The organism is Paenibacillus crassostreae (assembly GCF_001857945.1).
Classification (GTDB): Bacteria; Bacillota; Bacilli; order Paenibacillales; family Paenibacillaceae; genus Paenibacillus_AQ; species Paenibacillus_AQ crassostreae.
In genome coordinates this window covers 1,803,171-1,817,791 of the sequence record NZ_CP017770.1, presented here as the reverse complement: position 1 = coordinate 1,817,791, position 14,621 = coordinate 1,803,171, and the positions used below count along the sequence as shown (strand labels likewise).

The 14,621-nt window shown below is 39.2% G+C and carries 10 protein-coding genes; 8 read left to right on the top strand and 2 right to left on the bottom strand.

All coding sequences use genetic code 11. The features are described 5' to 3' along the window. Positions 1-24: 24 nt before the first annotated feature. Together radC and LPB68_RS08610 are read right to left on the bottom strand one after the other, a co-directional pair. Positions 25-642 (bottom strand): RadC family protein, encoded by a 618-nt coding sequence (radC, locus tag LPB68_RS08615; protein WP_068661343.1) that lies wholly within the window; start codon positions 640-642, stop codon positions 25-27. 65 nt (positions 643-707) lie between these two features. Beyond that, the gene (locus LPB68_RS08610) at positions 708-1,643 is read right to left on the bottom strand and encodes a DUF932 domain-containing protein (protein ID WP_068661342.1); all 936 of its coding nucleotides are present in this window, start codon (positions 1,641-1,643) and stop codon (positions 708-710) included. 291 nt (positions 1,644-1,934) lie between these two features. Between LPB68_RS08610 and LPB68_RS08605 the strand changes: the two genes are divergently transcribed. From LPB68_RS08605 to LPB68_RS08565, 8 genes are all read left to right on the top strand, one after another. Beyond that, positions 1,935-2,594: a hypothetical protein gene (locus LPB68_RS08605; protein ID WP_068661341.1), complete on the top strand. Its 660-nt coding sequence runs from the start codon at positions 1,935-1,937 to the stop codon at positions 2,592-2,594. A 1-nt stretch (position 2,595) separates the two neighbouring features. Next, entirely contained in the window at positions 2,596-3,516 is a 921-nt protein-coding gene (locus LPB68_RS08600) for a hypothetical protein (protein WP_068661340.1), read from the top strand. Positions 3,517-3,679: 163 nt separating this feature from the next. Next, a complete protein-coding gene (locus tag LPB68_RS08595) occupies positions 3,680-4,198 on the top strand; it encodes a hypothetical protein (RefSeq protein WP_162274308.1) in 519 nt (172 codons plus the stop codon). Between the two features lie 389 nt (positions 4,199-4,587). Next, positions 4,588-7,152, top strand: coding sequence for a type I restriction-modification system subunit M (locus tag LPB68_RS08590; protein WP_068661338.1), 2,565 nt, complete (start codon positions 4,588-4,590; stop codon positions 7,150-7,152). Next, positions 7,149-8,363, top strand: a complete 1,215-nt coding sequence (locus LPB68_RS23380; protein ID WP_082865859.1) for a restriction endonuclease subunit S — start codon at positions 7,149-7,151, stop codon at positions 8,361-8,363. Before LPB68_RS08590 ends, LPB68_RS23380 begins: the two co-directional genes overlap by 4 nt. Positions 8,364-8,379: 16 nt before the next feature. After that, positions 8,380-11,463: a type I restriction endonuclease subunit R gene (locus tag LPB68_RS08580; protein WP_068661337.1), complete on the top strand. Its 3,084-nt coding sequence runs from the start codon at positions 8,380-8,382 to the stop codon at positions 11,461-11,463. Between the two features lie 1,051 nt (positions 11,464-12,514). Beyond that, positions 12,515-14,029, top strand: a complete 1,515-nt coding sequence (locus tag LPB68_RS08570; RefSeq protein WP_068661335.1) for a hypothetical protein — start codon at positions 12,515-12,517, stop codon at positions 14,027-14,029. Continuing rightward, positions 14,026-14,607, top strand: coding sequence for an ABC-three component system middle component 1 (locus LPB68_RS08565; protein WP_068661334.1), 582 nt, complete (start codon positions 14,026-14,028; stop codon positions 14,605-14,607). Before LPB68_RS08570 ends, LPB68_RS08565 begins: the two co-directional genes overlap by 4 nt. The last annotated feature ends 14 nt before the right edge of the window (positions 14,608-14,621 follow it).

Sequence of the window (14,621 nt, the reverse complement as noted above, 5' to 3'; positions counted from 1 at the left end):
CACCTCCGAAAATAAAAACGAGGGTTAATGTACGATTGACATTAACCCTCGTTCTTTTAAGCTTACATATTGTTTGTGACCGATGACGATATGATCGAGAACATCAATTCCGATTAGAGTCCCTGCATCCGATAGGCGTTTGGTGATTGATATATCTTCAGGACTTGGATCAGGGCTACCACTTGGGTGATTATGACAACAGATAATCGATGCGCTACTACGCTTAATGGCTGGACGGAACACTTCTCTTGGGTGGACGAGACAAGCGTTGAGGGAACCAATGGATATCAGTTCTGTGGCAATTACCGCATTTTTAGAGTTGAGTAGTATAACTACAAAATGCTCTTTCTGTAGATAGCGGAATTCTGGCTCAATGAGATTGTATACATCTTCAGGAGAGCGGATCTTACAAATGGGTGGACTTGTGGCGGCTAATGCCTGAGCAAGTTTCAGTGCTGCGAGTATCTGCCTTGCCTTCATTTGACCAATGCCTTTGATCGAAGTTAGCTCCTGTTCGGTCACCTCGATCAATTCTTCCGTTGTGCGACAAAGAGAAAAGATTTGATCGATAATATAGCTGCTAGGCTTCTCACGGAGAGAGTCTGCGAGTAGCGATCTTAATTCAAACTGGTTATTGTTCATGCAAACAAGCGACCTCCAATAGATTTAAGATAGTCTGATCATTGAACTGGAGCTTAGATTACTTATTAAGCCGTAGCCAAAATCAACTCATAAGCTCTGTCGATAAGCGGATTGCCTTCCATCGTACGCAGAAACAGGTTTTCCTTGTAAGATGCTGTCTCTCTAAGTGGTTTGGCATGAGTAGCGAAATCCGAGACGGCGTTGATGAAGCGATAACCATTTTTACCGACTTGTTTTAGATCAGGTGCTTCGAAGTATCTTGCATGCAAATCCTCACGCAGTTGCTGAACATTCTTCTCCTGAAGCTTCGTTGCCTGTTCTGGCATTGGAAGCAGAAATTCAATATATTCCAAAACCTTATGATCAGGCGTTTTGATCCGATGGAGTCGATCAATCTCGACTCCTAGCTTGTCCATATACAGTTCAGCATGGAGCAACGTCTTCTTGGCCTCTTCCAGCTTTGACTTGATATTACCGGTATGAATGGTAGTCCACATCCGCTTAGCACTATTAAGAGCTAAATTCAAGGTGTTCTGACAGACGATGCGTACTGGGGTCATCGCCACCTTAATGCTCCCACTGCCATCGTGACTGTTGGAGAACACCATGTATGGTGAGATACGATCCCCAGCGATGATGTAGTTCTCCGGCAGTTTGGCGAGCAGCCATACCTTCTTGCCGTTCTGCAAGCTACCCGCGGTTTCAAATCTCACCCCTTCACCAAGCAGTTCATCAGCAAAGGCGAATGCTTCATAATTTTGGACAATCTTGTATCTGTCCGTAACGACACCGAGCATCCGTTGGTCGGATGCTCGGATGTTTGCTTTGTAGCCTGGGATTTCAGCGAAGTCTTCGGTTTGAATTGATTTCTGAATGACAGTCCAATCCAAACCGGCTGCTTGTAATGCCTCATCCGAACTGAGTGCGTGTTCGACTCTATTGCCGAGTCCGTGCCATGGTGCTTCTCTTACGTAAAACATGGTTTCGATGTTTGCTGGCATGTTAACCATCTCCTCTTTAGTTGGAATTTAATAAACAGCCGTGAACGGCGTGTTTTAAATAGAAAAGCATATAAACTGAACGAGTTATCACTGTTCGGTTTATATGCTTTTAGGTCTGTATCAAGGTAATAATATAGATTTGTATTTTTACGATATACGAAGATTATAAAACTTTAGTCCCACTTAATAAGAGTTCTACGAGATGCGTGTGTATATTGTGGGTGAGTGGGAATGAAAACAACAGACTCCTCAAGAGATCAACAGCGAAATTAAATGATAGGAGAAATGGACATGGATGTAAATAACAAATTGATAGTGTTGGCAAATGAGGAAGTTCAAAATCCCCATGCCTATTTGAAATCTATCCCAGATAGCGATAAACGTTGGGACAGGATTAATCAATTTTGGCAACTTCCATCTGGCGAGAAGCACTGGATGTCAAATATACGCTTGCGTAAACAACGTTCTAAACAGGTGCTGGTTGCTATTCTGAACGGCCGATATTGCAAGAGTAATATTGAGATTATCGTAGATCATCGGGAAAGAGTCATTACGTTCTGTTATCGCGACACAATAATCGGGCAATTTCACCAAAAATTAATGACATTTGTTCCTGTTCATGCGGATACTTTCGAAGGAACCTATTCGACGCTCGGACAGCGAAAGAATGCAAAATCAGCCATTAAGGAAATCGTTCAAGCCATTTTCGGCGATTCCGCAGCTGAGCGGATTAGCCTAGCTTATAAAGAGTTCTTAGTGCTACTATTCGGCTCGGTTCCAAGGCAACCATCTGATTTATGGGTTTCACGAGAAGCCTATATCAACGCAATGAATGTTATCGAAGAGAAGTACAGATTAGAGGTTGGAGATGTAGATTTCTTGGAATGGCGACTGACATTGCTTGGACGTTCGCCGATGTTAATAGATGATGAGTTGAGGGGGAGGAAATAAGATGACTTGTACTCATTGTGGAAAAGAAATGGATGAGAAGTATATCATTGATGCTAGAGGAACAGAGTATTGTTCAGAAGATTGTATGGAGGAGTACCAGGACAAGCACGATATCGAACCTCATCCATACGAGGATAGTTATCTGATCCTACGACATGCATATACTGAGCTTCTGGATACATGGGAACAAACGCTATGTAATACTGTCGGAAACTTAGAGGATGTTGTTGACGAGCTTCTGGAAGAAATGGACGAGTTGATTGGAGAACATGATGACTTTATTCGTGCAGAAGGAGACGATGGCCCATATGCTTGGGAAATCTATCAATACACACTGAAGCTGAGAGAGCTTCAGAGGTGTATTTTTGCATGGCGGCCAAATAGAAAGGTGCTATATTGGGTGGACGGAAGTATAGAGGATTATAGAGTTTCAGATGAACAGCAAGAAGAAATATACAATCGGATTTGCACAGATTTGTATTTAGACGGCTATGAAGAGTTTATCCTCTATGTAATCAAGAATCATCAGTATCCCTGGCGAGATAGATTGAACTATGTATTCGATAATGAGGAGATGGCCCAAGAGGCATTTGAAATTCTGAAGCCGTTTTGTGACAAGCGCGGAGTAGAATTGTCAATCGTGGAATCTTATAAATGTGAAGCTTATTGTGGGGATATATTAGAGGTTGATGCGGACACGTATATTAACGGTTGGTTCTATTGTTATTCCTGTAAGGGAAATGGCGAACACGGTATCTTTACGCCGCAAGAATTGGAGGCAGAGCTTCAATATTACGAGGGAAATGAGGAAGAACGACAAGTGGTAATCTATGAGCGTAGGGATTGGTGTTTTCCTTACAAGAAAAAAATAAAGCGTACGTGTAGGGAGTTTGAGGTTGAGGTTCCGGGGTGGGCAGAGTGAAGTGGATACACTAACATGTACCTGCTGACAAATAATCGACAGGAACATAGTGTACAATGGTGGTAAATGATGTCGAATGAAGGTTATTTTTGCATGTTTGTGGAATAAGTCTAAAAGACTATTTTGTATAGGCCTTTGTATGATGCCCTGGATAGAAACGGAATTGTTTGATGTATTAAACTTGCCACAAAGAATGGTGAATATAGATGTCGATCCAATAAAGAACATTGGAGATTTAAGCATCATTAACAGACTAGGTAATTTCCAACTATTCGCTTATTTTTTAGCTGGCGGGCAATTACTCCATCAGACAAATCGTGATGGTGAACTTGAATTGTTTTGTTCTCTTGATGAGGACATTGAACTGGAATCAATTCGCAACTCAAAATGGGGGCTTGAGGTCGAAGCTGCCGCTGTTTTTCAGTTTGTTTTTAACTTTTTGATCTATGATCGGGAAGATGATCCATTACGGTTGCCTTTTATATTTGAACTGGAGGATGAAGTACAGAGGTACAATGCAGCGGCGTTCTCCGAACAGCAAGCCATTCCTTTTCACTTTATAGCTTTTCATGATGATGATCTTGTTGTTGAGCATACGAATACAGTGATCTGGCCAGAACCGATCAGGAATTCGATTAGACAAGCTGTGTTGCAGGCCTATACATTCGAGGATGAAAAATAATAAATCGGAATATTAAACGTTTTTAAGATATGATTTATGAAGAAGCACCTGAGATGATCGCTTCACCGGTTCGGATCGAATTTCAAGCGAAGCTTCGAATACACGGCTAATTCAAAAACTTTAAAAATCCCAAGTCTTTCAGCAATCGCAAGAACTATTAGTTCAACAAGCCTTTCAAGAGGACTGCAAAAGCCAATATATCCTTACAGCGTAGCTTTCTTTCCCTTACTTAAAGGACTAGCCGAAAGACATACAGACCTGGCCGTTTCTCATGTGCTTGCGGATGCTGGTTATGATTTAGTTCCGATTTACAAGCAATCCGAGATCATGGGCGAGCGAGCGCTCTATATTCAAGCTGAAAAAATAAAGAAATCAATGGAGGTTACATAGTGATTACATCAGAAGAAATTAAACGTAGATTATGGGACGGAGCAAATGAATTACGTGGCTCAATGGATGCCAGCCGTTATAAAGATTACATGCTTGGTTTGATGTTCTATAAGTTTTTGAGTGATAAAACGTTGGAAGAATTCAAAATAAGCAGCGGTTTAGGGCAAATAACTGAATCTGAATTAGTAGAGGAATATGTAAAGGCAAAAGTAGAATACGGTGAAGAACTAGATAGAATGCTTCAAATGGCACTTGGTTATTATGTTGCTCCTGAATATCTCTACCAATCGTGGTTAAAAGACATTAATTCAGGAAATTTCGAAGTTCAAAAAGTAACAGATAGCTTGAATAATTTCGAGCGCACAATTGCTGTATCTAGTGATTCTAATGACTTCAAAGGATTGTTTTCAAGTTCGACACTTGATTTAACGGATACGGCTTTAGGTAGCAATCTAAACGAGCGTAGTAAAAACATTAAGTCTCTAATTTTGCTGTTTGCAGACTTGAACATGGTAGCATTGCAAAAAGGCGATGTATTAGGAGATGCGTATGAGTATCTTATCGGTCAGTTTGCAATGGAATCAGGGAAAAAGGCAGGGGAGTTCTACACGCCCCATCAAGTTAGTGAAGTCATGGCACAAATTGTAGCAAAAATGTCTGATGTTAAGACAATCTATGACCCCACTGTTGGTTCTGGTTCGCTACTTTTGACGGTTAAGAAGCATTTAGGTAAAGAAGTCCAAAAGGATTTGAGCTATTACGGGCAAGAAAAGAATACAGCTACCTATAACTTGACTCGTATGAATTTATTACTTCATGGTGTCCGTCCAGAAAAAATGACGATTAAAAATGGGGACACGCTTTCGCATGATTGGCCCGAAGACCCAGAACGTCCGAATGAAGGTGTACAGTTTGATGCAGTAGTTATGAATCCACCTTATTCCGTAAAAGGTTGGAACAAAGCAGGGTTAAAAATCAGTGACCCTCGTTTTGAAATTGCCGGGGCATTGCCACCAGATTCAAAAGGGGATTTCGCATTCCTTTTACATGGATTATTTCACTTAGGTCAAAATGGTACGATGGCGATTGTCTTGCCTCATGGAGTATTATTCCGAGGTGGGGCTGAGGGAGAGATTCGTGAAAGGCTGTTAGAGAAAAACCGCATTGATAGTATCATTGGCTTGCCGAGTAGCCTATTCACCAATACAGGTATTCCAGTAGCCGTGATGATATTGAAGAAGAGTCGTAAAATAGATGAGCCTGTCTTGATTATTGATGCCTCTCGCAGTTTTATTAAAGTCGGCAAACAGAATGTTCTACAAGAAAAAGACATTGCAAAAATTGTGGATACATATGTTGAGCGTAGAGAAGAAAAGGGTTATAGCTGTTTGGCGAAACGTAAAGATATTCTCGAAAATCAATATAACATGAACATTCCTCGCTATGTTGAAGCAATAGACGAAGAAATTCCCCAAGATGTGGATGCACATTTACTTGGTGGGATTCCTCAACAGAATATTGAAGACTTGAAGGTTTTGCAGTCTACAGTGCCAGATATATTAGATCAGTCTTTGAAGGGAATTCGTAATGGTTATGTTGAACTTTTGAAACCAGTTGAGGAAATATCTAAGGAAATATTAAGTGACGCTCGCATTGTTGCAAAATCGAAAGAAATCGAAAGTAAAGCAAAATCATATGTTTATAAGTATTGGGACATTTTACGAGTCGTAGACAACAATAGCAATTTGAATCAGTTAATGGATGACATGCTTGTTGAAATCAAGACGTTTTTGGCGGAGTTTAAATATATTGATGTTTATAACGGTTATCAGATTGTGGCGGAGATTTGGAAAAATTCATTGGTCCATGATACAGAAATTATCGCATTGAGTGATTTCTATACGGCAGGACGAACTCGTGAGCCTAATATGGTGACGAAAGGATCAGGCGATAAAAAACGTGAAGAGCAAGATGGTTGGGTTGGTATTATCGTACCGAATGAGTTGATAGCAAAACGTTTGTACAGTGATGAGTTAGAAAGAATCGAAAAAAAGAAAATGCGTATTCTAGGAATTGAAAATGAACTTTCGGACTTAGTAGAGGCTGCGAAAGTTGAAGATAGCGATGAAGCCGATGCTTTAGGTGGAATCTTAAATGAAGCTGGCGAGGCTTTTGAAAATAAGTCGGTCAAGGCGGAATTAAAGAAAGCAAGCAAAGGAACGGTTGAATATAAACTTCTGAAAAATGTTGAAGAGTTATTTACAGATAAATCAACACTTAGCAAAGCAGTAAAAGCAGATGAAAAAGCACTTAAAGAAGCTGCACAAGAGCGTATTCTGACATTAACAAATGAAGAAATTGATATATTAATGTATGAAAAATGGTTCGGCAACACAGTGGAAACCATCGTCGGTTTGGCGGAGTTACCGCTAAATGCAGAGCTGAACACGCTACAGTTGTTGCATGATCGTTATGTTGAGACATTGTCAGTGCTCGACGAGGAAAGTCGTGACTTGGAAGCAGCGTTTGTAGCATTGAAGAGTGAATTGGTGGTGAGATCATGACGGGACAAACAGATTTAGTACCAAAAAGACGATTTCAGGAATTTCTAAACAGCCACGATTGGGAACAGCGTAAGCTGGGGGAGCTTGCTGAATTTAATCCTAAATCAATGTTGCCAGACAAGTTTGAATACGTTGATTTGGAATCCGTTGTAGGTACTGATTTGATTACTCATCGTACTGAATCAAAAGAATCTGCACCATCTCGAGCTCAACGGTTAGCACAACGTGGAGATGTCTTTTATCAAACAGTTCGTCCTTATCAAAAGAACAACTATTTATATGACCTGCCTTATGATAACTATGTTTTCTCAACCGGTTACGCACAAATGCGACCAAGTATTGATAGTTATTTCTTGCTTAGTCGTGTTCAAGAAGAGTTATTCGTTAAGGCTGTTCTAGATAGAAGTACGGGGACAAGTTATCCTGCCATCAACTCAAATGACTTAGCAGAACTTGAAATTAAAGTACCTATTTATGGTGAGGAACAAGTGAAAATCGGATCATTATTCCGAAGTCTCGACCACCTCATCACCCTTCATCAGCGTAAGTTAGAAAAGACGAAAGCCTTAAAAGCTGCTTATCTTTCTGAAATGTTTCCCGCTGAAGGTGAGAGTGAACCAAAACGGAGATTTGCGGGGTTTACTGGAGCTTGGGAACAGCGTGAGTTGGGGGAGGTTGCTGATATTGTACGTGGCGCAAGTCCTCGACCAATTCAAGACCCGAAATGGTTTGATGATAAATCTGATGTTGGATGGTTACGAATTTCGGATGTAACCGAGCAAGAAGGACGTATTCGTTATCTTGAACAACGTATATCAAAAGCTGGGCAAGAAAAAACCCGTGTATTAACAGAACCGCATCTATTGTTGAGTATTGCCGCAACGGTTGGAAAACCCGTTGTGAATTATGTTAAGACTGGTGTGCACGATGGATTCTTAATATTTCAAAATCCAAAATTTGACCGCGAGTTTATGTTCCAGTGGTTGGAGATGTTCCGCCCGCAATGGCAACAATACGGACAACCTGGTAGTCAAGTTAACTTGAATTCTAATTTAGTAAAAGATCAAGAGGTTATGCTACCAGATGGAGAAGAACAGAAGAAAATAGGTGACTTTTTTGCAAACCTCGACACCCTCATCACCCTTCATCAGCGTAAGTTGGAAAAACTACAAAATCTAAAAAAAGCATATCTAAATGAGATGTATGTATAGAAGGGGGGAATAACCTGTGAGTGATACACCAAAAAATGCGTCAGAGAAAACGTTTCAAGAAAATTTTATCAAAGAGCTGCAAAGATATAAATGGGAAGCGCCTGACTTTCTAAATGGCAACAAGCAAAAAGTAACCGTCGTTGACCTGGTTAATCATTGGCGTAGTGAACTCAATCGTATTAATGCTGATCAGCTTGAAGGTGTGGAATTGACGGATAGCGAGTTCAGCCAAGTGATGGCTAAAGTTCAGCAAATCAGCAACAGTTATGAAGCAGCGAAGATACTAGCCATTGAAGAATCGAAAGGCAAGATCGACGGCATTTATCGTGACGACAATCCAATAATTACGAGAAAACAAATCACCTTGACGATTTTCAAAAAAGCAGAAGTACGTGGTGGAGACTCTAGTTATCGAATTGCTAGAGAGGTACAGACACCTAACGGTAACCGTTTTGATATAGTCTTACTGATAAACGGCTTGCCGCTTATCAATATCGAGCAAAAACGGACAGATAAAACGCTAGATGAAGCATTTGGACAGTTTATGCGTTACTATCGTGGCGGTGAATACAATAATAACTTCATGGCGTTTTCACAGATGATGGTCATTACTTCTGAAATCGCTACTCGTTATTTCGCTACACCAAAAACGTATGAAGACTTTAACCCTAGTTTTGTCTTCCATTGGGCGGATAAGAAAAATAATGTTGTAAACGATTGGGAAAAAGTAATTGGACAATTTCTGATGATTCCTATGGCGCATCAGATAGTAGGCGATTATTTGGTTATTGATGAAGCACGCGAGGAAGAAAACAGACGACATATGCTTATGCGTCCTTATCAAGTCCATGCCCTGCAAGCGGTTGAAGGTGCAGCATTTGGTTGGGACAACGATGAAAAATTACCTCATGGCGGATTTGTATGGCACACGACTGGTTCAGGAAAGACGATTACTAGCTTCAAAACTGCTTTGTTTTTATCGACTAGAGCAGGATTTGATAAAGTCATCTTTCTTGTTGATCGGCGTGAACTAGACAATCGGACGAGCGAGAACTTCAAAGCATATGCAGCTTATGAGTCGGTTTCCGTTGATGATACACAACGCACCTATCAGTTAAAAAAAATACTTAAATCAGCTAAAAACGGTATTGTGGTGACAACAACATTCAAACTAAATAATGTAGTGAAGGAACTAGAAGAAGCTCACGATGCTAGTTTGGCGGATAAGAAATTTGTCTTTATTATTGATGAAGCACATCGTACAACAATGGGACAAATGATGGGGAGCATTAAGCAATACTTCAAGAAAAATGGACTCTTTTACGGTTTTACGGGTACGCCTTTATTTGATGAAAACTTGATCAAAGGAATGATCAACGAAAAAAGTGAAGTCATTAATACGACCGAAAAGCTATTCGGGCCTAATTTACATGAGTATACGATAGAACAAGCGATTGCAGATAAAAACGTACTAGGCTTTCACGTTGACTATATCAATACGGGAGAGTTTAAGAGTTACGAAGATTTGAGAGAACAGCTTATCGAGAAAATGAAAGAAGAACACCCAGAGAAACTTGAAAGAGATATTGAACGTCAAGTTCAAGCATTTTCAGAAGTTGACGTTGAAAAACAAGCGAAGAAAAACAAATTACTAATCTATCAAGATGAAACACATATTCCACGTGTAGTTGAAGAAATTCTGAATAACTGGGAATCACAATCACAAGATGGGAAATTTAATGCGATTTTGACCGTCGCTTATAAAAATCGAGTGATGGCTTATTATGATGAATTTAAGAAGCAGCTGACGGAGCGTGGGGAAACATTAAATATCGCTATGACCTTTAGTTTTGGGAATGAAAATGACACTACGCCACTTGACCCTAAGATTGTAAGAGCTATGTTTAAGGACTATGCTGTATTTACGGGCATTGAATTTGTCGCTGGTGATAAAAAACATGGTGAGGATGCTTACTTTGAAGATGTTGTGGAACGTGCCACGAGGGGTGGTAGTGGGCGTAACACTAAGAACATAGATCTTGTGATTGTGGCAGATCAACTATTGACAGGCTATGATTCTAAGTGGCTTAATACGCTTTATGTAGACCGCTCTCTTGAACTTCAAGGTTTGATTCAAGCCTATTCACGAACAAACCGTATATTTGGCTTTACTAAAGAGTTTGGAACGATTATTAACTTCCAATATCCACGGATTACCGAAGAAATTGTTAATGAAGCTTTGAGGTTATATAGTAGTGGTGGAAAGAGCAGTAAGGCAATTGTTGATACCTATGTAACCGCGGTACAAAAGCTAGAGATCAAAGTTGCCGAATTGCTACCTACTCTACCTAACCCTACAGACTGGCAGACAATAAAAGATGATGAAGTGGCAAAAGAAGCATTTATACTTGCTTTTGAGGATGCCGCCGAACAGTTTAATTTGGTTCAACAATATTATGAGTATAAGTGGAATGACGGTTCTTTTGGGATTGACGAGCATACGTGGTTGCAATATCTCGGTGCGTATAGAAACTTAACGTGGCAACCCGGCACTCCATCGCTGCCCACACCCGTTAATGCACTTGTTGGAAAAACAAAGTTAGCAGGGACACAAGTCATAGACGCAAACCATATTCTTAGTTTAATCGGTTTAAAAGTGACTTCACCAAATGGTGTGCAAACAGTAGATAAAGAAACGCTCCGTATTATTTACGAACAAATTCAAGAGTTGAGTAATATGGGGGAACATGAGCAAGCACAGTTATTGAAGGAATTTGTAGATACTGAGCTTGTACCTGGCAACTTATCAAACAGTTTGAATTTTGATGAAGCATTCGAACTTTGGAAATTGAGTAAGCTACAAAATGCGGTGAATGATTTTGCGGTGGAGTGGGGACTAGATAGCGCTACGCTTGAAAAGTCAGTACTTGCTTATTCTACTGCACAACCTAGTGTTGTTCCTTATATTCATGATCTCATTAGAAGTGTGGATTTCAATAAAGCAACTGATAAATCAGCAGGGAATAAGTTAAAGCATAATATGATGCTAACTACTAAACTTCCAGAGTGGATTGCTGAAACAAAGCAAAAATATCATTAACTTGATGGTGGCTTAGAAGTGATCGGAATTGAAAAAAAACTAGTGGAAATAGAATAGTTTCAAGAGTCGGGGAGATATATTTCTTTGTTTTCAAATTATTTATATATCCTTTTACGCTTTCCTACTTAAATATTACCAAAAACTCATCAAAACCGCACAAAAGCATGAGCGGCATGATTTCATCGCCGCTGGAGCAGAAAAACGCTCCATGCGGTAAATTAGGCTGAAAAGCCTGTAGAATCAAGGGTTTCTCCTTCGATAAACCCGAAGAGTTTTCCGCGTTGTGTAAAAGAAAGACACCTTAGAGTGATGGAAATTGCTCTAAGGTGTCTTTTATATATCTTGACTATGGAGATGATGAATTGTGTATAGAAAGAATTATACTTGTGTCTGGAAGTATAGAATTAGTTTCCTCAAAGGATGAATTAAATTATCGATGGGTTTTTGAAATGCCTTTATAAGGAGCAAAAAATTGATTCTGACAGCGAGCGTGGCTTTTCTGTTATTTACGGAAACGACTCGAAAGTCGAAAAGTGGATAAAGCCATCTATGAATCAAAACCATATTAAAATCTATAATGGACATAATTCTACATACTAACCTGACTTTGTGGTCGAAACGAAGAGCAGCCAATACATTGTAGAAGTAAAAAAAGATGCTGATATTGATAGTAAAGTGGTTCAGGCTAAAGCCGCAGCAGTTGTGAAATGGTGTCAACACGTTACAAATCACGAATTGAAACATGAAGGGAAACTATGGTCATATTTATTGATAATTCTTACCGATGTTCAAGAAAATATGACGATTAAGGGATTGAAGATAAGGTATAAGTTGCTGAATATGTATAACAAGGACTAACTAAAGGAGGATGTGTCGAAAAAAGGGATTTGTAACAAGTATGTAGAATTATTCCTCTAGGTAAAATTCATGGATATGGGAAACCATGAATTTTATTTAGGGGATATTTGTTTTTATAACTGTGACATTAATAAAAGAAGTGTCTCCGTTTGTAGCTTAACGATGATGAGTGTGCAAAGAGGGAGGGTCTTGAATGACTCGAAATACTGACGTGCCGGCCAGTCTGGCAGGTTATTTCTATCAACTTCTTGTTGCGACAAGAGAACTACTACGACTAAATGCAGACCAAAATTCTAATCCAACAGATGGCGTGGGGGTTGAACGAGGCTCTGACATTCGTGTTTTTCAGCAAGCTGGGCTATGTATCGAAACGAAATTTTATAAGAATAAGCAATTTACCAAACAACACCAAACAATTCGCCATACAATATATAACTTTTACCATCACTACAAAAATACAGATGTAGCAAGCCGCAATAATCAATATATATACCTTACAAATGTCCCAATATCGCAAGTCGATTCAGACTTTTTTAGGAATTGGCCGTTGGCTGGACAACAACTAGACGAGACTTATAAGCGATTTATCCTAGACTGTATTGTAGAGGAATCAATTACCAGTGAAGAACCATATAAAACAAATTATGCGCAACATAAGGCAGCTTTAGGAACGAATCTTAAGGAATCATTATACAAAGAGCAGCTATTTAAGGCGATCCGTCAAGATCAAATCCTCTACAATCAATACTGTGAAGTTATTGCCGATAACTATTTAGAACATTTTATACAATCGTTGAGGTTCCAGTTTGCTACACAGCATGTAAGTAAATTGGAGACTATTCATACCATAAAGGCTGAAGCAAGGTCATTGTTACAAGCCAGTACCATTGGAAATACTCTAAGTGAGGACGAATGTGACAAGGTTATTTTTCATATTATTGATTGCTTATTTGACACAGTTATACGCGGGAATTCTTCTTATGTTAAAGTCTCAGACTTGCGTACAATTATTACAGATCATCAAACTTACCAAAGAAAGTACCTAGTGTCGGCTAAACTTCAAGAAGCAATCAATGCTGTCGAAGAAGAGAATCGAATACTTACGGATTTTGTTAAAAACGATTACACAGGATCAAAAGCGGATGAAATTGTGTTTACCTTTCATGAACTAACAGAAAAACTATTTTCAACTATGGAAAACGAACAGAGGGATTTCGATGAGCTATTACAAACCTTTTCCATTCGTAACTACGGACATTCCGTATCACAAATAACCGCTTTATTAAGACCCATGAGTATTTTGGCTGTGTTTTTGCATCGAGATCCGGCGCTTATTCAAGTGTCTGATAAACCAGGAATTATAAATTTTCGCTTAAGTGAAGATGAGCCTTATATTCTTAAAGATGCAAGCATATTTATGAACAATCGCCAAATTATCACGGAGTTTGTTAAACAGACATTGGATCATGCTAAGGATTTAGATTTTGGATTGCAGGTAGTCTTTGGCACACATTTGCAACCATGCAAAGAAAGTAGAGAAGCAATTAGAAATATGGTGATGAATATTGCAGAAGTTGCAAGAAACGATGAATATCACGAACTTTACGGTAACCTGCTATACAAATGTACGAGGTGTCTTAATCCCCAAGAAAACGATAGCTGTATGTATGGAGATGTGTGTAAATTTATTGATGGGGTGTGCACATGAAAGAAATAATTGAGCAGTTGGAATTACCATATATAGAATCAAGGGTTAGTGAATTTGATTACTCAATAATAAATATTCGGGATGATAAACTTGTCTTTTTTGTTGAGATTTTGGATATAACCCAACTTCACCATTTTATATCTCTATTACCTGAAGCAAAGGAAACCTTGTTAACTATAGTAAGAAATCAGAGACCAAATGCTTTTACGAGTGTTACATTGCCCGCCTTTCTTTGGGACTTATATGTAGTCGCCTTACATGATATCAATAAGAGTGAGAGATTTGATGAGACAGATATTACTATGCTTGAGAGAGACAAGTTCGTCGCAAGAAAAATAATTGTAGAATATACATCCCAGGAAGAAGCTGTTATAAAAATAAACCAACAACTATGCCCTGAAAAGGAACTAGATATTTTATTGGCAGAATACCAAGAAAATCAAACATGGAAAGAATCATTGATTACTCAGGTTTATGAATCTATAGAGCCGGACCAAGAGTTCACAGTTCAACGCAATGTTGAACAAATCATTGGATATCTAAATAAAATCGACAGTGTCAGAAATGCTATTGAGTAATCAAAGGGGAGAGT

What these genes read in the sequence shown, in the direction of transcription:
- radC (WP_068661343.1), bottom strand. Translation starts at nt 642, where the DNA reads ATGAACAATAACCAGTTTGAATTAAGATCGCTACTCGCAGACTCTCTC.
- LPB68_RS08565 (WP_068661334.1), top strand. Translation starts at nt 14,026, where the DNA reads ATGAAAGAAATAATTGAGCAGTTGGAATTACCATATATAGAATCAAGG.
- LPB68_RS08570 (WP_068661335.1), top strand. Translation starts at nt 12,515, where the DNA reads ATGACTCGAAATACTGACGTGCCGGCCAGTCTGGCAGGTTATTTCTAT.
- LPB68_RS23380 (WP_082865859.1), top strand. Translation starts at nt 7,149, where the DNA reads ATGACGGGACAAACAGATTTAGTACCAAAAAGACGATTTCAGGAATTT.
- LPB68_RS08605 (WP_068661341.1), top strand. Translation starts at nt 1,935, where the DNA reads ATGGATGTAAATAACAAATTGATAGTGTTGGCAAATGAGGAAGTTCAA.
- LPB68_RS08600 (WP_068661340.1), top strand. Translation starts at nt 2,596, where the DNA reads ATGACTTGTACTCATTGTGGAAAAGAAATGGATGAGAAGTATATCATT.
- LPB68_RS08610 (WP_068661342.1), bottom strand. Translation starts at nt 1,643, where the DNA reads ATGCCAGCAAACATCGAAACCATGTTTTACGTAAGAGAAGCACCATGG.